The organism is Burkholderia territorii (assembly GCF_902833055.1).
Classification (GTDB): Bacteria; Pseudomonadota; Gammaproteobacteria; order Burkholderiales; family Burkholderiaceae; genus Burkholderia; species Burkholderia territorii.
In genome coordinates this window covers 779,604-797,563 of the sequence record NZ_CADFEJ010000001.1, presented here as the reverse complement: position 1 = coordinate 797,563, position 17,960 = coordinate 779,604, and the positions used below count along the sequence as shown (strand labels likewise).

At 65.7% G+C, this 17,960-nt stretch carries 14 protein-coding genes; 8 read left to right on the top strand and 6 right to left on the bottom strand.

Translation table 11 applies throughout. The annotated features are described in order from the left end of the window. Nucleotides 1-203 precede the first annotated feature (203 nt). Nucleotides 204-2,060, top strand: a complete 1,857-nt coding sequence (locus tag HW466_RS03490; RefSeq protein WP_151004136.1) for a serine aminopeptidase domain-containing protein — start codon at nt 204-206, stop codon at nt 2,058-2,060. A gap of 162 nt (nt 2,061-2,222) precedes the next feature. Here the strand turns inward: HW466_RS03490 and HW466_RS03485 are convergent, their stop codons facing one another. After that, entirely contained in the window at nt 2,223-2,858 is a 636-nt protein-coding gene (locus HW466_RS03485) for a hypothetical protein (RefSeq protein ID WP_239005888.1), read from the bottom strand. Here HW466_RS03485 and HW466_RS03480 point away from each other — a divergent pair. From HW466_RS03480 to HW466_RS03465, 4 genes are all read left to right on the top strand, one after another. Beyond that, nucleotides 2,770-3,996 (top strand): polysaccharide biosynthesis/export family protein, encoded by a 1,227-nt coding sequence (locus HW466_RS03480; RefSeq protein WP_059507295.1) that lies wholly within the window; start codon nt 2,770-2,772, stop codon nt 3,994-3,996. The genes HW466_RS03485 and HW466_RS03480 overlap by 89 nt on opposite strands. A gap of 58 nt (nt 3,997-4,054) precedes the next feature. Further along, nucleotides 4,055-6,328, top strand: a complete 2,274-nt coding sequence (locus HW466_RS03475) for a polysaccharide biosynthesis tyrosine autokinase (protein WP_151004296.1) — start codon at nt 4,055-4,057, stop codon at nt 6,326-6,328. Beyond that, a complete protein-coding gene (locus HW466_RS03470; RefSeq protein ID WP_151004298.1) occupies nt 6,325-7,728 on the top strand; it encodes an oligosaccharide repeat unit polymerase in 1,404 nt (467 codons plus the stop codon). Before HW466_RS03475 ends, HW466_RS03470 begins: the two co-directional genes overlap by 4 nt. 87 nt (nt 7,729-7,815) lie before the next feature. Beyond that, complete coding sequence (locus HW466_RS03465) at nt 7,816-8,985, top strand: acyltransferase family protein (RefSeq protein ID WP_151004300.1); 1,170 nt, start codon at nt 7,816-7,818, stop codon at nt 8,983-8,985. Nucleotides 8,986-9,104: 119 nt separating this feature from the next. Here the strand turns inward: HW466_RS03465 and HW466_RS03460 are convergent, their stop codons facing one another. Beyond that, nucleotides 9,105-10,184: a glycosyltransferase family 4 protein gene (locus HW466_RS03460; RefSeq protein WP_151004302.1), complete on the bottom strand. Its 1,080-nt coding sequence runs from the start codon at nt 10,182-10,184 to the stop codon at nt 9,105-9,107. A 27-nt stretch (nt 10,185-10,211) separates the two neighbouring features. Then, nucleotides 10,212-11,360: a glycosyltransferase gene (locus HW466_RS03455; RefSeq protein ID WP_151004308.1), complete on the bottom strand. Its 1,149-nt coding sequence runs from the start codon at nt 11,358-11,360 to the stop codon at nt 10,212-10,214. A gap of 235 nt (nt 11,361-11,595) precedes the next feature. Between HW466_RS03455 and HW466_RS03450 the strand changes: the two genes are divergently transcribed. Continuing rightward, nucleotides 11,596-11,838: a hypothetical protein gene (locus HW466_RS03450; RefSeq protein ID WP_155628081.1), complete on the top strand. Its 243-nt coding sequence runs from the start codon at nt 11,596-11,598 to the stop codon at nt 11,836-11,838. On the opposite strand, the gene HW466_RS03445 is transcribed toward HW466_RS03450, so the two are convergent. Beyond that, nucleotides 11,817-12,866 carry a glycosyltransferase family 2 protein gene (locus HW466_RS03445; protein ID WP_059799022.1) on the bottom strand — a complete coding sequence of 350 codons (1,050 nt, stop codon included), beginning with the start codon at nt 12,864-12,866 and terminating at the stop codon, nt 11,817-11,819. The two genes, HW466_RS03450 and HW466_RS03445, sit on opposite strands and share 22 nt — an antisense overlap. Before the next feature lie 433 nt (nt 12,867-13,299). Between HW466_RS03445 and HW466_RS03440 the strand changes: the two genes are divergently transcribed. Then, on the top strand, nt 13,300-14,589 hold the full coding sequence (locus HW466_RS03440; RefSeq protein ID WP_151004304.1) for a right-handed parallel beta-helix repeat-containing protein: 1,290 nt from the start codon (nt 13,300-13,302) through the stop codon (nt 14,587-14,589). A 101-nt stretch (nt 14,590-14,690) separates the two neighbouring features. Here HW466_RS03440 and HW466_RS03435 read toward each other — a convergent pair whose 3' ends face one another. Further along, nucleotides 14,691-16,265, bottom strand: coding sequence for a mannose-1-phosphate guanylyltransferase/mannose-6-phosphate isomerase (locus HW466_RS03435; protein WP_059450515.1), 1,575 nt, complete (start codon nt 16,263-16,265; stop codon nt 14,691-14,693). Continuing rightward, on the bottom strand, nt 16,262-16,846 hold the full coding sequence (locus HW466_RS03430; protein ID WP_059541410.1) for a GNAT family protein: 585 nt from the start codon (nt 16,844-16,846) through the stop codon (nt 16,262-16,264). Before HW466_RS03430 ends, HW466_RS03435 begins: the two co-directional genes overlap by 4 nt. Nucleotides 16,847-17,189: 343 nt before the next feature. Between HW466_RS03430 and HW466_RS03425 the strand changes: the two genes are divergently transcribed. Next, the gene (locus HW466_RS03425) at nt 17,190-17,672 is read left to right on the top strand and encodes a hypothetical protein (protein WP_151004306.1); all 483 of its coding nucleotides are present in this window, start codon (nt 17,190-17,192) and stop codon (nt 17,670-17,672) included. The last annotated feature ends 288 nt before the right edge of the window (nt 17,673-17,960 follow it).

Below are 17,960 nucleotides of genomic sequence, written 5' to 3'. Positions count from 1 at the left end.
ACCGCGAACGGGCCGTTCTCGGCAGCGGGCCAGGACGACGCACGTCGCAGGCCGGACGCGTCGCGCAGGGGCGCGGCGGATGTCCGTTGTCCGAGGGTCGTGCGCCGTAGCGCAGTCACATGATCGTGGAATGGCCGATTCCGGTGGAGCCGCCGGAGCGCATGTCCGCATCCGATAACAAATACCAATCCGAGGAGTACCGATTGAAGCCGATAACGTTCGGCAGCTGCGTGGGGTGGCTGCACGAAGGACAGACGACACAAGGCGTGATCCTGTGCGAATCGCTGGGTCACGAGGCTTCGTGGACGTACAAGCTCATGCGGGCGATCGCGGAGCGGCTGGCCCGCGAGGGTGTCACGGTATTGCGATTCAGCTATCCGTGCACCGGCGACTCGGCGGGCGACGATCGCGACGCCGGTCGGCATGCCGCGAGCATCGCCAGCATTCACGATGCGATCGACCTGTTGCGCGATCAGGTTGGCGTGACCGCGGTGACGCTCGTCGGGATCCGCGCGGGCGCGATGTTCGCGATGCTGGCCGCGGCGGGCATCGGCCCGCATCCGGCGCCGCGCGTGGACGCACTGGTGGGGCTGGCACCGGTCGTGCGCGGCCGCGCCTACCTGCGTGAGCTGTCGTTCGTGCATCGCCAGTGGCTCGATACCACGTCGCCCGCAATCCGCGCCGCGCATCGCGACGAACCGTGCATGAACGTGCTCGGCCACCGGTTCCCCGCCGATTTCGTCGAAGCGCTGAAGGCGGTCGATCTGTGCGACGTCGTGCGCGATGCGCCGACGTTGCCCGGCGCGATGCTGCTGATCCAGCCCGATCAGGGCGACGGGCCGGCATTGCGCGAGGCGCTGCTCGAGCGCGGCGTCGACGTGGCGAGCGATCCGTTTCGCGAATGGCCGACGACGATGCTGGACGGTACGCGCTCGCGCTTGCCGCTCGCGGCAATCGACACGCTCTCGGACTGGATCGTCGAACGCGCGCCGGGTATGCCGAAGAGCGTCGAGACGTCGTCGCGAGCAGATCCGACGTGGAATGGCGAGTCGGCTGTCGCGCTCGACTTGCACGACATGACCGAGCAGGTCGTCGCGGTCGGTCCGCACCGACTGGTCGGCGTGCTGTGCCGTCCCGCCGACACGCGGCCGGCGAATCCGGCAGGACCGGCGGTCGTGATCGCGAACACGTCGACCAATCCGCGCAGCGGCGAAGGACGCTTCAGCGTGCGCCTCGCGCGCACGCTGGCACGCGCCGGCGTGACGACGCTGCGAATCGACGTGCATGGCGTCGGCGATAGCGGGCCCGCTGCGCTGGACGATCAGTCGGGCGTCGTGTATTCGGCGCAGTCGAGCGACGACGTGGCTGCTGCTGCCGACTGGCTGCGCGCGCTCGGGCACCCCGAGGTCGCCGCTGCCGGCATTTGTTCCGGCGCGTATGCGGCGTTGCACGCGGCAGTGAAGACCCCGTCGCTCGGCGGCGTGATCGCGATCAACCTGGCCCGCTTCGTGTGGCCGGCCGGGCTCTCGCTCGAGGCGGTGCAGAAGCAGCGGAACAACTCGGTGCGCGGCTACTGGCTGTCGGTGCGCGACTGGCAGAAGTGGAAGCGTCTCGTGCGGGAACGGCGCGATCTGCGGCCGATCGTGCGCGCAGTGGCCGCGAATGCGATCGCGCGGGTCAGCGTGCCGGCGAAGGCACTCGCGGCGCGCGTCGGCTGGAAGCCGGGCCTCGGCACGCCACGCGGCGTGATGCACGCGCTCGCGCAGCGCGACGTATGGACGACGCTGGTGTACGGCGCGCTCGATCCGGGTATCGACGATGTCCGGCGTCACTTCGGCGCAGTCGAGCGCGCGTTCCGGCGCTCGCGTCATGTGCGTCTGCACCTCGAGCCGGAGGTCGACCACGCGGTGTACGGCGCGGTGGGCACCGACATCGTGATCGACCGGTGCATGCAGGCGCTGGGCCGCGACTCGACCCGGCCGGTCGCGCGCGTCGCCGATCCGGCCGCACCCGAAGCGGCGGCCGGATCGTACGCGAGCGTGTCGGTCGGTCGGCCGTGATGCGCGGTGCGTCGCACGGCCTTGGCACTTCGGGGTGCGATCCCCGTTACATATGAAGATCGGCGTTGGGTGGGGTCGCTCACAGACGCACCGTTCGCCGTGGTGTCCAATCCCGTATCGACGCATCGCCGGTCACGTTCCCGCATGGCCGGACGGCACGCGTCAGTCCGGATCTCCCGGGTGCTCGTACGGCGACTTCGCGTAGGGCGACGCGTACAACGTGTCGCTGCGCCATGTGTCGTCGGCGGGCGCACTGGCCGGTTGCGGGCGATGCGGCCGCCCCGGTACGAGCGGCCGGCGCAGCGTGCGACGGGCGCGCGTGTCGGGTTCGCCGGCGGTGCCGGCAGCCGGATGCGCGAGAGCGGGCATCGCGACCGCGGACGCGGCTGCAGCGGGATCGGCAGCGTCGACCGCCGGCGCGGCTTGCGCGGAACGTTGCAGCGGTGCCGGCGGAAGCGCCGCCGACGATGCAAACGCCGGCGCGTCGGCCGGGACGGCGGGTGACGTCTGCGCATTGACCGCGCAGGCAATGCCGGCCAGGACGATGCAGACGAATGACGAACGCGACGAAGAGCAGTTCATGACGAATCGTACGGAATGACGTGCGGTGTAGAGGGAGGCGCGGCAGCGCGATGCGAGCCGCGCCGGCAAGCGTAATGCCGGAATTCGCCGCGTTCGGCGGGTTACCACACAGTTTTGGAAGGGCACGATGTCAATGACCACGCAACCAGAATCGACGCTCGGATCGCCGCGGCCACGCATGGCCGGCATCCGTCGCGCACCGTGGCTGTCGCGCATGGCGATCGTGGCGGCCGCGTGTGCGCTGAGTGCATGTGCGCTGTCGCCCGGCATGACGTACCGGGCACCTGCCGACCGTGACGCGAATGCGCGCGTGAGTGCCGATGCATCGGGTGCGGGTGGCCTCGACGGCGTGCAGAACGTGTCGCGCGAGGAACTGATCGAAATCACGCCGGCGTTCGTCGCGCAGCAGCGTGCGGGGCAGCCCGCCAATGTCGATGCGGAAATCCGTCAGCTGTTCGGCAAGCCGAAGCCATACACGATCGGGCCTGGCGACGTGCTCGGCATCGTCGTGTGGGACCACCCCGAGTTGAACCTGCCGACCACGCAGACGATGGGCAGCGGCGACGGCGTCGGCGCCAGTTCGGTTTCGACCGGCTACACGGTCGACGCCAACGGCAACGTGCAGTTCGCGTACGCGGGCCTCGTGCACGTGGCGGGGTTGACCGAGGCGCAGGCGCGCGCGCTGCTCACCAAGCGGCTCGGCGAATACGTGCGCAAGCCGCAGATCGCACTGCGCGTGCAGACCTATCGCAGCAAGCGTGTCTATCTCGATGGCGAAGTGCGCACGCCCGGTCTGCAGATCGTCAACGACATGCCGATGACGCTGCCCGAGGCGATCGACCGGGCGGGCGGCTTTACCGCGACGGCCGATCGTTCGCAGGTGTCGGTCACGCGCGGCGACAAGACGGTGAACGTGAGCCTGCCCGCATTGATCGCCGCGGGCGTCAATCCGTCGAACATCCTGCTGCGCGACGGCGACCTGGTGCGCGTGCGCGCGGCGAGCGACGCGAAGGTGTTCGTGCTCGGCGAGGTGTCGCGCCCCGCGACGCTGACGCTGACCGACGGCCGGATGAGCCTCGGCGAAGCGCTCGGCGACACGGGAGGCGCGAGCCAGTACACGTCGGATGCACGCCAGGTGTTCGTCGTGCGTCGCGGCGCGGACAACCGCCCGCGGGTGTACCACCTCGACGGCAGTTCGCCCGCGTCGTTCGCGCTGGCCGACCAGTTTCCGCTCGAGCGTCGCGACGTCGTGTTCGTCGATGCGTCGTCGCTGGTGCGCTGGAGCCGCGTCGTCAACCTGCTGATTCCGTCGTCCGCGCAGGGAGCGCTGACGGCCAAGGCGATTTCGCCGTGACCTTCGTGACCCATTTCGTCATCGCGACCGCGCGTCGCGCCTACGGGACTGATGCCGTATGACTTCTTCGACCATGCACGACCCGCACGGCGGGCCCGCACTTCGTTCGTCCTATCCGGTGCGCCGCTACTGGGGCATGCTGTACGGCGGCCGGCGCCTGATCCTTTGCACGGCGCTCGCGGGCGCGCTCATCGGCGCGGTGTATGCGCTGTGTGCGGCGCCCGTCTACCGGACCGACATCCTGTTCCAGGTCGAGCAAAGCCCGACCGACTCGAAATCGACGTCGCCCACGGGCGATCCGTCGTCGGTGTTCGACCTGAAGACGGACGCATCGACCGAGATCGAAGTGCTGAAATCCCGTGCGGTGCTCGATCGCGCGATCGACAGCATCAATCTGGCCGTCGACGCGCGGCCGCACTACCTGCCGCTGATCGGCTGGCGGCTCGTCAATGCAGCCGACGGGGTGTCGTCGCCGTTGCCGGGCGGCTACGTATACGGCACCGAGCGTATCGACGTGCCGACCTTCGACGTGCCCAAGCGCCTGCTCGGCAAGCGCTTCGCGCTGACCATCGGCGACGACGGCGCGTACACGCTGCAACGTATCGGCTGGTTCGGCCGAACCGGCCCGGCATGGCAGGGGCGCATCGGCCAGCCGCTGCATGTCGAGACACCGCAGGGGCCGCTCGACATCTTCGTGCGCGGCGTGGCCGGCAAGCCCGGCGCACGCTTCGACCTGACACGCTACAGCGACGAGGAGGCGACGGCCTGGCTGCAGAAGAACGCGCTGATCTCGGAGCGCGGCAAGCAGTCGAACATGATCGGCGTGACGCTCGACGGCACCGATCCCGTGCACGACAGCCGTGTGCTGAATGCGATCGGCGACGCGTACCTCGCGCAGAATACGCAGCGCAAGTCCGAGGCGGCCGACAAGCTGATCCGCTTCATGGATGCGCAGCTTCCGCAGCTCAAGGCGCAGCTGGAAAAAGCCGAGGGCCGGTTCAACGCGTTCCGGGCCTCGCACGGTACGGTCAACACGAGCGACGAGGCGCTGGCATTGCGCCAGCAGTCGGTCGACATCGAGACGCGCGTGCAGACGTTGCAGCAGCGGCGCGAGGAATTGCTCACGCGCTTCATGCCGAAGCATCCGGCCGTAGTGGCCGTCGATGCCCAGCTCTCCGACGCGCAGCGTTCGCTCGACACGACCCGCAAGCAGATCCAGCAACTGCCTGCCGTCGAACAGGGCGTGCTGCAACTGCAGCGCGATGTGGCAGTCGATACCGCGCTGTACACGAACCTGCTCAATACGCGCCAGCAGATGATCCTCGCGCGGGCCAGCAAGACGGGCACCGTGCGGATCGTCGATACGGCGAAGGTGGCGGAGCAGCCGATCGGCCCGCATCGCGGCGTCGCCGTCATCGCGATGCTGATGTTGGGCCTGCTGGCCGGTGCGGCGATCGTGATCGTGCGGCAGCGCGTCGTCGGCACGATCGGCGATGCCGAGGAAATCGAATGGACGACGGGGCTGCCCGTGTTCGCAACCGTGCCGCACAGCCCGGTCGCGGCGCAAGCGGAGTTGCGCCCGAAGGGCGGACGGCGCGACGTGCGCGCACCGGTTTCGCCGGTCGCCGTCCAGGACGCGGCGCTCGAGAGCCTGCGCAATTTTCGCGCGGCGCTGCAGCTGTCGATGCCGGACGCATCGAATCCCGTAGTCCTGATTTCCGGGCCCACCACGGGTGTCGGCAAGTCGTTCGTCGCCGCGAATATCGCGTCGCTCGTCGGCGCGGCGAAGCGACGCGTGCTGCTGATCGATGCCGACCTGCGCAAGGGCTCGCTGCACGAGCGGTTCCGCTACAGCCGTGCACCGGGCCTGTCCGACGTGGTGGCAGGCACCCATAAGCTCGACGAGGCGATCAAGCGTGGCGTCGTGCCGGGTCTCGATTTCATCGCGATGGGCAGCGTCGTACCCGATCCGGGCGAACTGCTGCTGCAACCCGCGCTCGTCGACCTGATCGGGCAGGTCGCCTCGCGCTACGACATGGTCGTGATCGACGGCCCGCCGTTGCTGCCGGTGGCCGATGCGCTGGTGCTTGGACGCCTCGCCGGAACCGTGTTCCTCGTTGCGCGCAGCGGAGTGACGACGCTCGCCGAACTCGAAGAAAGCGCGCGACGACTCGAGCACGCGCATATCGATGTGCGCGGTGTGGTCCTGAACGATTACAAGGGTGCGCCGGGACGGTACGACTACGGTTATACGGATACCAACACCCATCAGGCTGCGTCCGGATATGCCGGGGTGATCGCGCCGCGGCAACGGGTGGAACGGGCGTCATGAACCGGCGAGCGGGCGGCATGGGAGGCGGGCCGCGACAGCGCCCCGCGACGATGCGCCGGATGGCGCGGCTGCGCGATGCCGCGGGCGGTTATACCGGCTATTGGTGGGAAGATCCGGCGCGCCTCGTGCTGATGTTCATCCTCCCGTTGTACGGATTGCTGTCGCTCAGCCTGCTGGGCGACCAGAAGTCGATCGCGCGGATCTACTTCGACGGCTACTACGCGTTCGTCGGTGCACTGTTCCTGATGGTGGTGATGGCCGCGTCATGGCTCGCGACGACCGAAGTGAGGACGCGAAGAGGTCCGCCGCCGGCCGCGATCGAACTGTCGCCTCGCGTGCTCGATTTCGTGTTCGCGCTTGCGCTGTTCGGCTACGCATTGCTGCTGAGCGGCATCGCCACGCATCCTGCACTGCTGGTCGCGTTCGTCCGAGGCGAGGCGAACGCATACGACATGCTCGATCTGAAAGGGCGCATCACGGGCCTGAGCACCTTCACGCAGGCGACCGCACCGTACGTCGTACTGTATTTCTATGTGTTCAGAACCCCGGTCAAGGGACTGAATCGCTACAAGGTCTACCTTGCCGTGCTCGCGGTGCTGACACTGGTGCGCAGCTTCATCTTCGCCGAGCGGCTCGCGCTGATCGAAATGGTGATGCCGCTAGCGCTCATGGTCGTGCGATTCCGGCTTGGCGGCAGGTATTCGCGATTATTGACGTTCGGCCCGTATGCGGCGATCCCGCTGCTGTTCGGGCTGTTCATCGCGAACGAATACAACCGGTCGTGGGAAGCCTATTACGTCAACATCTACGACAACCTGTTCGATTTCGCGCTCGAACGCCTCGGCCTGTACTACTCGACGTCGTTGAACAACGGCGCGGGAATATTGAGCGTGCTGGGCTGGGACCAGGGCCACCCGATGTTTACGTTCGACTGGCTGCTGCGCTTTCCGATCATCGGCGCGACGTTGCAACCGTGGCTCGACTCGGGAGACAGCATCAACCTGTTCCTGAACGGCTACGCCGATCCGGAATTCAATAATCCGTCCGGGATCTTCGTCCACTTCTACGAGTGGGGCTGGTTTGGCTTGTTCGACGCACTCGTGCTCGGTTGGGCCGTCGGTCGCAGTTACGCGGGCTGGCGGAGCGGGAACGGGTTCTGGTGCTGCGTACACGCGGTGCTGTTCGTGTCGGTCATGGAAATCATGCGGACCCCGAACCTGTTCAGCGGACGGAATTTCGTGCCGGTCGTACTGCTGATCGCCGTATTCCACTGGTTCGCCAAGGTGCCGGCGCGCGCTGCGCCGGAGGCTCACGGATCTCGATCGGACGGGAATGCAAGACAGCGCGCAACGGTGCACGGGAATCGCACCGCGGACGTCGATTCAGTGCTCTCGCGATAACAGCAAAGGTCGAGCGGTACGGGGCATTCGACCACTTTGTAGATTGCCGGGTCCCAAAACCAATATTTCCCGGAGCCACTACTTTTCATGGCTATTCACAAGCAGAAGTTTGAGATTCTGGACGGATTGCGCGGCATTGCGGCAATCAGCGTGATGTTGATGCACTTCCTGCAGGATCTGCCGATTCCGATACTGCAGAGCGCGTATCTTTCGGTGGACGTCTTTTTCATGCTGAGCGGGTTCATCCTCACGCAATCTTACGGGGAAAGATTGCGTCAGGAGTCGTGGTGGGGCGAGTATTTGAAGCGACGCGTGATACGTCTGTACCCGATGATATGCATCGGGCTCACAATCGGTTTCGTGAGCCTCGTCGTCATGCGTATCCACTCGTCGGCCGCATTTTCGCTGGGCAAGCTGGCGGCAGCCACCGGCCAGAACTATTTTCTCGTTCCGTATCTCGGCCGTTTCTCGGTGTCGGGATTCGTCGGCGCGGCGAGTCACGGCTTGCCGGCGGTGGATGACCCAGGGGTGTTTCCGTTGAATCCGCCCGCATGGTCGCTGTTCTTCGAGCTGTTCGCGAGTGTCGTGCTGATCGCGGCAATCAGGATGAGTGCGCAGAATCTGCTGCGACTGGCGTATGCGTGCCTCGGGGCTTTCGTCGTGTATGGATGGCTCGTGGGTCTCGACAACGACAAGCTGACCGTGATCCTGAATCAGGGTTGGTCGGCCGACAACTTCATCGGCGGATTCTTCAGGGTCGGCTACGGTTTCCTGCTCGGAGTTGCGATCGGAAAGATGCACGACGCCGGTTTCACGGCCAGGCCGCGCTGGTTTGTCGCGGAGTTCATCAAGAAAGACTACTTGCTATTCGTCGCGTTCCTGCTGGTCGTCGTTTTCCCAACGTCGATCAAGGGAATGTACGCACTTGCCGTGCTGTTGCTCGTCGCGCCCGCGCTCGTTTGCCGGGGCGCCATGCTGGCGCCGAGCGGCAAGGTCATCGCACGAATCAGTACATTCCTCGGCTGGATCTCTTATCCGCTCTATTGCGTGCATTACCCGATCGGAAGGCTGGTGTTCGCTTATGCGCCGCATGGCGACACCCACGTCGTCAGAACGGCGATGCTGGCTGCGTGTATTTCGATCGTCTCCGCTGCCGCTCTCGCGAAGTTCGTCGAGGAGCCGGTCAGGTCGTATCTCGGCAAGCGCCTGTTCGGCAATCGACGGGCCGCGGCCGGCAGCACGGTCAACGTCGCGTAACCGCGCCGAGTTGCCGAGCATGGCGACCGCCGCTGGCACGACTGCGACGTCCGGCAGCGCATGAGGCGGCAGGGCGTGTCGCTCCGCTCGTTCCCCGATGACGTTACGCGCCGGTCGACCTACAGCGACTCGAAGATCTCCTTCATCATCTCGGCGCTTCGGCTCCACCGATATTTCTCCGCATGCAGGCTTCCCTTGCGCTTGAGCTCGGCCCTGAGCTCGGCAGAATCGAGCAGGCTGCGCAACTTCTCCGCGATGTCGTCCTGCGAATACGGATCGCAGTACAGCGCCGCATCGGCGCAGACTTCCGGCAGCGCAGCCGATCTGCCGACAACCGCCGGGCAGCCGTAGCGCATTGCCTCCAGCGGCGGTATGCCGAAGCCTTCGTAGATCGACGGGTAGAGGAAGCACGCCGCGTTCTGGTACAGCGCCTTCAGTTGCTCGTCGCTGATGTAGCCCACGTACTTGATGTTCGGTTCGGCTGCGGAGAGATCATCCTGCTTGCCGAACACGGTGGCATTGCGCATGCCGACGATGACGAGATCGACCGACGGATCGTTGATCTGCCGGAACGCCGCGATCAGCCGGCCGAAGTTCTTGGTGGGATTCATGCTGCTGACCGCGAGCACGAACCGCTCCGGTGTCAGCGCATGCTTGTCGAGCACGCTCGTGTCGGGCTCCAGCGCATCGAGATGATCCGCACCGAGCGGCACGACGCTGATCTTTTCCGCGGAGACGCCGCAGTGATGCGCGAGGCGATCCCGCGAGAAACGGGAGTTGGTCAGCACGCAAACGGAGGTTCGCGCGAGGATCCAGAACATGACCCGGTACCACACGCGAAACGCCCGGGAGAAATGCGCGGGCGTGTCGAACACAGCCGCGTCGTGCATGTAGATGATCTGGTTGCCGACGAAAATGGATGCCGAGTTGCTGAGATTGACGATGCGGCCACCGCGCGCGAATAGCGGGAGAATCAGCTGTTCCCAGATCACGCCTTTGTAAAAGCCCACCTTGACTGTCTTCGCGCCGCTTACCTCGACGCCGGGCTGGGGCGGCACCAGCACGGTCACCGGATCATGCGGCTGGAACTTGATCAGCGCGGCGATCAGTTCGCGCGCGACGCGTTGCACGCCGGTTGTCTTCTGCGTGGTGAACCGGCCGTTGTATACGAGTTGCTTCGATTTGTTGAAAGCGATCATGTCGATAAGGGGAGGTCGAAATCGGAATCAGGCCTTGACGTGATCCGGAACCACTGGCTTGAAGTCGCGCGCGTCGGTTCGCGGCGCGTCGGTGTCGAGCCCGTAAAGGGCGTGCCACTGACGAAAGATCGCGTTCATCGAGAATCGCTGAATCGCCCGTTGTCGGGCCGCCGCACCCATTTCCTCGCGAAGCTGCCGATCGTCGCGGAGCAGTCTCAGATAGGCGGCCATCTCGTCGGCGTTCGACGCGACGTAGCCGGTCACCCCGTGGATCACCACGTCGCGATTGCCCACGACGTCTGTCACCACGGCCGGTATGCCGGCGACCTGCGCTTCGATCAACGCGACCGGCATGCCTTCCCAGCGGGAAGTCTGAACGTAGATGTCCAGCTCCGACGTCAGCGCGAGCGCGCGAGCGCGTGTGACCCAGCCGCTGCAGACGACGGCGCGGCGCTGGCCGGGGTCCGGAATCTCGGCGGCGTCGCCGCCGATCCAGAGAAATTCGACGTCAGCGCCGCGCAGCGCGTCGGCGAGGTGCACGAATGCTTCGTGATTCTTCTGGAACGACGCACGGCCGCTCATCCCGATGACGACCTTGCGATCGTCGCGCGGTCGACGCGGCGGAATCTCCGCCGCATTCACGCCGTTTTCCACCAGCACCGCCGACTTCGCCCGGACCCTTCCCTTGATTTCGGCGAGTTCGCTGCCGGAGCACGCGACGATGGTGCCGCCGATATGCGCCGCGATGCGTTCGAAGCTCAGGTAGGTGTACTGCTTCATGCGCGATACGTCGCGGCGCAGGAACGAGAGTCCGTGCGGCGAGTAGAGGACCCTCGCATCCGGAGCGGCGATTCGCGCGGCGATTCGCCCCAGCACGCCGGCCTTCGACGAGTGCAGATGAATCACGGTGGGCTTGCATTCGCGCAGGTGCCGGACCAGCGCACGCAAGCTCCGCAGATCCTGTTTGACGCTCACCTCGCGTGCCATGTCGACGTATGCAAGCTTCACGTCGGGCAGGAACAGCGTTGAATAATCGGTCGGGGTTTCCGCTCGGATCGAATGCAGCACCGTCACGTCGACACCGTTTGCCGCGGCATGGTTCGCGAGATGGGTCAGCATCGAAAGCACGCCGCCGCCAAATGCCTCGGCAATATGAACGATCTTTTCTTTGGTCATCTTGGGTCGAGCGATCCGATCGCACATTCATCGCTCATCGTGACGATGAGCACCCTGAAAATCGTGCGATCTCGGTGTCGGGTTCGTTAAACTATGCATTCCTGATTGATGAATGCAGGTCGGTCTCGGCCATTGGATCCTGCGGTTGTGGTCGCACGTGTGATGCTTGCGAGGCGGCCGGATAACTTGAGCCGATGCGATATCGGGCAGGCGTTTCCGGAGCGCGCCGCACACGATGCAACATGAAGAATTCATGCCGCTTCGCGTGTCGGCACGTTTCGTCAGAACATCGGATGCCGGCTTCGACTACGAAAACCGGAGGCGAAAGCGCGGCGAAATCCGGTCAGTGCGCGTGAATCCACTGGTCCGGATCATTGTGCAGCGCATGCGCGGCGCGCTGGGTGCGATGGCTTACCGAAGGAGCGATTCGGCGCTGCAAGCGCGGCGCCGATGCCGCTATCGGGCGTCGGCGCGATGACCGGACGGTTTGCGCACGCGTGCGAGAGGATTGGAGATGTAGCGAATCGCGCGGTTGCTGAGCGTTGCTGACGGCAGCAGGCATGCGAGTGACAGCCCGGCGACGGCCATCTTCTTGGCCGGCCCCCAGAACGGGTTGCGCAGCACGGTGTGCCAGTAGCGCCCGGATTCGCACACGAACCAGCGCCAGCGCCGCATGAGCGGCGCGTGATACAGCGTGCTTGCGAAGCGGGCCTTTTCGATCGCGAAGTCGAGCGGCGCGATCGGCAATGCTTCGTGCAGCCGCGTGCCTGCGATCATGCGCAGGGTCGACCACCGGCGTTCGGCCTTCAGCGCGCCCGTTGCGGCGTCTTCCGAATTGGTGAGGGCGAGGGCCGGCGTGTCGTCGGCGGCGCGCGCATCCGACTGCTGGTGGACGCGATAGCCGCCAAGCGCGGCGTCGATCATGTGCACGGCGCCGAGCAACGCGATTCCGTAGATCGCATAGAAATCGGCGCCATGCAGGTTGTCCGGGGTGACGGGTACCGGAAAGATGCGTTTGAGCGCATCGACGCGATACGCGTTGCCCGATGCCGGCGGCGACGGGTATAGCCAACCGGCGCGCAGCAGGCGGCCGCAATCGGTGTCGACGGCCGATTGCGGCACGCTTGCCCCGGTCCTCGCGCCGTCCCGCGCGATCACGTCGAGCCGGAAATGCACCTTCACGAAATCGCCGGACGCGAACGCGGCCAGTACGCGGGTCGCGGCGTCTGGATAGAGCAGGTCGTCCGCGTCGAGCAGGATGACGTAGCGCGTCGTGACGTGTTCGAGCGCGCGGTTGTATGCCGCGACCTGACCGCGATTTTCCTGAAACACCGCCGTCACGCGCTCGCCGTACGAGCGAATGATGTCGCGTGAATCGTCGGTGGAACCGTCGTCTACGACCAGCACGCGCACGCGGTCCCCGGTTTGTGCGAGCGCCGAATCGATCGCGCCGCGCAGGTACGCGCCGTGGTTGTAGTTGCAGATTGCGATGGTCAGGTCGGTCATGAACGGATTCTGGACGAGCGAAGAGCGGACGATCCGGGTGCGCACGCGTGGCGCCCGGTCCGGCGCACTGCAGGTCGGGACCACGATGCCGGCTCCGGCGCGCCGATGCCTTTGGGCGATGCCCGAGCACGGTCGAATCGCATGATGGCCATGATACGCGTCGCCCGTCGGTACTCGGTTCGCGAGCCTACCGTTCGACGATTTGCATCGTGCAGAGCGCAATGAACGATCGACGGCAAGTGAAATTGCGCCGCGCAGGCTGGATGCGTTGGTCTGTTGACGCACCGAAAGCCGGCTGGTTCGAATGATCTAATCGAACGTATCGCGTCGCGCGCTTCGCTGGCATTACGGGCGGGCAGCCCGGCCGGCATGCCGTGTTTCGGTGCGCCAGGCAGGCGGCGCGCATGAAATCATTCGAGGGAGTCGATTCGATATGCGCAAATCACAGGGCCCGTTCCTTGCATGCGCGGCAATTGCCGGCGTGTGCATGGCAGGCGGGCTGGCGTGGCCGGGCAATGCCGTGGCGGCATCCGATACGCCCGCACCTGGTGCGCTTCACGCGAACGTACCGGATGCGTACGTTCGTCCGGCCGCTGACGCGGCGGATCAGGCCGACACGCTGCAACGTGCGCTGGATGCGTTGCAGCCGGGTCAGCGATTGATGTTCGCGCCGGGGCGGTATGTGGTCAGCCGTTCGCTGGTCGTGCGCAAGCCGAATGTGGTGCTGTCCGGCTACGGCGCGACGCTGATCGCAACGACCCCCGATGATCAGACGATCGAGCTGCGCGGCGACGATACGACGTTGGTCGGCTTCCGGCTCGCGGGAACCGGCACCACGCGGCTCACGACGCCCGAGTCGACCAAGGTGGAGGTAACGGGGCGCGGCGTGCAAGTGCTCGACAACGTGATCGACGGCGGCGCCGGCGCCGGCATCTTCGTGTTCGGCGGCGCGGACGTCGCGATCGTGGGAAACGAGGTGCTGTCGACGCTGGCGGACGGCATTCACATGACGCACGGCTCGCACAACGTGCTCGTACAGGGCAACGTCGTGCGCGGCACCGGCGACGACATGATCGCCGTGGTGAGTTATCAGGCAGAAGGCGTGCTGACGCGCAACGTGCTGGTTACCGGCAATTCGCTGGAGGGCAATCCGTGGGGCAGGGGCATCACGGTGGTCGGCGGTGCGAACGTGACGATCTCGAACAACATCGTGCGCAATGTACAGGTGAGCTCGGGCATTCTCGTCGCGCAGGAAGACAGCAACCGCACCGCCGGTTCGTCCGACATCCGCATCGAGGGCAACTCGATCGCCGACATTCAGACCGCGACCGCACGGTCCGATCTTCGTCCGATCACCCGGCAGGCCGCAATCGAGATCAGCACATGGTCGGGTTCCGTGTCGCGCGTGAGCGTGATCGGCAACCGCGTATCGCACGCGCGATTCGACGGGATTCGTCTGGCAGGAAACGTGTCGGGCGTGCATCTTGCGGACAACCAACTATCGGAGATCGGCGGAATGCCGGTGCGGACCGACGTTGCGCACGATTGCGCGACCGGCCGTCCGGCGACGGCATCGAGCACGCGGGTGAAGGCCGCGCCGTGTGCGGCCGCGCGTCAGTCGTTGTCCGCGGCGAGTGATGCGGTGGGCGCGGATCCGTTGCTATTGCCGCGCGTGCGCGAGTCCGTGAGACGCGCGCGGTGGTCGCAAGGCGGGATCGACTGATCGTGCGTCGCGTGCGCCGACGGTTCGCGGCGACATGCGGCTAAGGTGAACGGATCGCCGCCCCGTGTTCGCGCGGCGGCGCCTGCCATTGACGCGCGCGCCTATCGGATGGCGTCGCGTTCCGCGGCTTCCTCGGCCGGTTCGCGCGAAGCGAGCGGCGGTCGCCGGAGCGCGGTCTCGACGACCGGCCTTCCATACTGATCATCGAACCGCACGATATCGTCTTCGCCAAGATAATCGCCCGACTGCACCTCGATGATCTCGAGCGGAATCCGGCCGGGATTCTCGAGACGATGAACCTCGCCGACGGCGATGTAGGTCGATTCGTTCTCGCTGAGCAGAAAGGTTTCGTCGCCGCGCGTGACCTTCGCGGTGCCGCGCACGACGATCCAGTGCTCGGCACGGTGATAGTGCATCTGCAACGACAGCCGCTTGCCGGGTTCGACGACGATCCGCTTCACCTGGAACCGCTCGCCGAGATCGATCGAATCGTAGTGTCCCCACGGCCGCTGCACCTTGCGGTGTTCGCTTGCCTGCGGGCGCCGCTCGGTCTTCAGGCGCGCGACGATGTCCTTCACGCGCTGCACGTCGTGCTTGTTCGCGACCAGCACCGCATCGGGCGTCTCGATCACGACCACGTCCTTCATCCCGACGCACGCGATCAGCCGGCCTTCCGAGCGTACGAGACTATCCTGGGTATCCTCGAACACGATCGGGCCGCGCGCAACGTTGCCCTGATCGTCCTTCGGCATGATTTCCCAAATCGCGTCCCAGGTGCCGACGTCCGACCAGCCCGCAGAAAGCGGCACCACGATACCTTCGATGCCGAGCTCGGGGCTATCGGCGAGGCGCTCCATGACCGCGTAGTCGATCGAGTCGGACGGACAGGTGTCGAAGGCCGCCGCGTCGACGCGGAAGAACGGATGCTCGGCGGTTCCAGCGCGCCATGCCGCGTCGCAGGCTGCATGGATCTCGGGCGCGAGTGCGCCGATCGCCTTCAGCCAGATCGATGCGCGCGTGATGAAAATCCCGCTGTTCCACCAATAGTCGCCCGAATGCAGGTAGCGTTCCGCGAGCGCAGCGTTCGGTTTCTCGACGAACCGCCCGATTGCATAGCCGCCCTGTCCGCCGAGGCGACCGGCACGCGGTTCGCCGACCTGGATGTACCCGTAGCCGGTTTCCGCGCGGCGCGGCAGCACGCCCAGCGTGACGATCGCGCCTTCCTGCGCGTAGCGCGCCGCGCGCCCGATCGCTTCCTGGAATGCGGCAACGTCGCCGATCACGTGGTCGGCCGGCATGACCACGAGGATGGGATCGTCCGCGAGCGCACTGGCGTCGAGCGCCGCGAGCGTCAGCGCAGGTGCCGTGTTGCGCGCGGACGGTTCGAGCAGGATGCGGGGCGGCGCCGCGCGCCCGAGCACCTGCGCGGCGCTCATGATGCGATGCTGTTCACCGCATACCAGCAGCAGGGTGTCGCCCAGTACCGCGTTCGCGATGCCGTTCAGGCGGCGCGCGGTCGACGACAGCGGTGATTCGTTCGAGGTCAGCTCGATCAGCTGCTTCGGATACTGCTCTCGCGACAATGGCCAGAGGCGCGTGCCCGAACCGCCGGCGAGAATCACGGGCAGGATGCACGGCAACTCCGGTTCGGGAACCGGGCGAAGGGTGGCGCTCATCGATTGACTCCGGTATCGGCGGACAGCAGGTTGCGTGCGCGGCCGTCGACGCGCGCGTCCTCGTTTCTCGATCGCGGCGCGGAAATGGTCCGGGACAGGAGCTGACGCAGCGCACCGGCCGCGCGGTCCGCCGGCCGGACGAGACCCACGAACGGCGCGCCCTGTTCGAGATACGGGCCATAAGCCTTGCGGAATCCGAAACGCTTGTAGAAGTCCTGGCGCGGGGCGGGCACGTGCGTGCGTACCGCCACGTCAGGCCATGCAGCCTGCGCGGCCGTGAGCGCACGCTGCATCAGTTGCTCGAGGGTGCGGTCGTCGCGACACGCCTCGCTCGTCAGTACCTTGTCGATCACGACGTCCGGATCGGCGTCGTCGCCGGGGAGCACGCGCGCGTAGGCGACGACTTCCGACGTGTCGCCCCGGTGCATGCATGCGTACACGTGCAATGCGTGCGCATCCTTGCCGTCGATGTCGAGATGCGTGTGCGCGTCCTCGACCACCAGCACCGCGTTTCGTGCGCGCAGGATTGCATAGAGATCGATCGCGCTCAGATGTTCGAATTCACAACAATGCCATTCCATGATGCGGTCCTCGAGTGAAGCCTTCAGCACGCCGGGTCTCACGAACGCGTTCGTGCCATGTAGCCCGACGATGCCCATGATGCGGATGCGGCGCGCGGCGGTCTGTTCGAAAGCATACTCACGCTCTCGTTACGCCCGTTTCGGCCGTTTCTCGCGACCGATGCCGGCTGCACGAAACGGGCCGCGTGCCGGCGAACGGGGCAATGTGCGGTAGCACACTGTGGCCGTATGGCGGCCTTTCCATAATGGATTCGTCTCGACGGTGGATCCATCACGACGGCCCGAGGCGAAACGTGCAGCGAGGTATTCGGCATTGAACGCGATTGAAGTACCGGAGCCGAGCTTGAAGATTCCGAACGGTTACGAAGGGCACGTCGCGCATCGCGATCGATGGTCGCTTGCACGCCATCGCACCGCATCGCCGATTGCGGCGCGGCGTGTGCCTCCTTCCGCCAGCCGAGATCATCCCTTCGCCGCGCCGGCCAACACGCGCATACTTGCCATTACGTGCTGCCCGGGCTTTTTCGAGCTGCATGCGAGCCTGCACCAGCACGGTGCCGGCGGCGCCGGCACGCCGGGAGCGACGCAGCGGACATGGGCGGCATGTTGCATCGCGGCATCGGATGGCCGATCCGGCTGGCTGCTTCGTAACGATGTTGTAACGAACGCGCCGGTTTTACCCGCGTGCATGTGCGATGCCGATGGCGCTCGACACGCGCGATTACAGACGTGGAAAACATGTTATCCGGACTTTTTGTGCGATTCCGACGAGAATTGCGGGCAATGGGAGGCGCCGATCTTGCAGAAAAGTGGGATTTGCCACTGATAGAAGCGAATGGTCGTAGATAATCAAATCCGATTCGCTAAACGCGCGCCGCGCAGGCGGAGCGGCAGCGTAATCGACTGAATCGATGTTTATCGTTTGGTAACAAGGCCATCTCGATACGGGGTGTACATTCAGGAGCGGATGAAATGAGGTCACCATTCCGAAAGCGGGTTGGCGGCCATCCGGTTCAGCATCGGGCGCGACTGTCGTGTACGACGCGACGCAAATGCGGACGGAATTCCCGTTTGCCGACGTGCTTCGCCTGACGGCGCGTCGCATGAAAGCCGG

Bases quoted from the DNA above. Each gene is read 5' to 3' on its own strand.
- HW466_RS03480 (WP_059507295.1), top strand. From the start codon at position 2,770: ATGTCAATGACCACGCAACCAGAATCGACGCTCGGATCGCCGCGGCCA.
- HW466_RS03485 (WP_239005888.1), bottom strand. From the start codon at position 2,858: ATGCGCGACAGCCACGGTGCGCGACGGATGCCGGCCATGCGTGGCCGC.
- HW466_RS03475 (WP_151004296.1), top strand. From the start codon at position 4,055: ATGACTTCTTCGACCATGCACGACCCGCACGGCGGGCCCGCACTTCGT.
- HW466_RS03470 (WP_151004298.1), top strand. From the start codon at position 6,325: ATGAACCGGCGAGCGGGCGGCATGGGAGGCGGGCCGCGACAGCGCCCC.
- HW466_RS03465 (WP_151004300.1), top strand. From the start codon at position 7,816: ATGGCTATTCACAAGCAGAAGTTTGAGATTCTGGACGGATTGCGCGGC.
- HW466_RS03460 (WP_151004302.1), bottom strand. From the start codon at position 10,184: ATGATCGCTTTCAACAAATCGAAGCAACTCGTATACAACGGCCGGTTC.
- HW466_RS03455 (WP_151004308.1), bottom strand. From the start codon at position 11,360: ATGACCAAAGAAAAGATCGTTCATATTGCCGAGGCATTTGGCGGCGGC.
- HW466_RS03450 (WP_155628081.1), top strand. From the start codon at position 11,596: ATGCAACATGAAGAATTCATGCCGCTTCGCGTGTCGGCACGTTTCGTC.
- HW466_RS03445 (WP_059799022.1), bottom strand. From the start codon at position 12,866: ATGACCGACCTGACCATCGCAATCTGCAACTACAACCACGGCGCGTAC.
- HW466_RS03440 (WP_151004304.1), top strand. From the start codon at position 13,300: ATGCGCAAATCACAGGGCCCGTTCCTTGCATGCGCGGCAATTGCCGGC.
- HW466_RS03435 (WP_059450515.1), bottom strand. From the start codon at position 16,265: ATGAGCGCCACCCTTCGCCCGGTTCCCGAACCGGAGTTGCCGTGCATC.
- HW466_RS03430 (WP_059541410.1), bottom strand. From the start codon at position 16,846: ATGGAATGGCATTGTTGTGAATTCGAACATCTGAGCGCGATCGATCTC.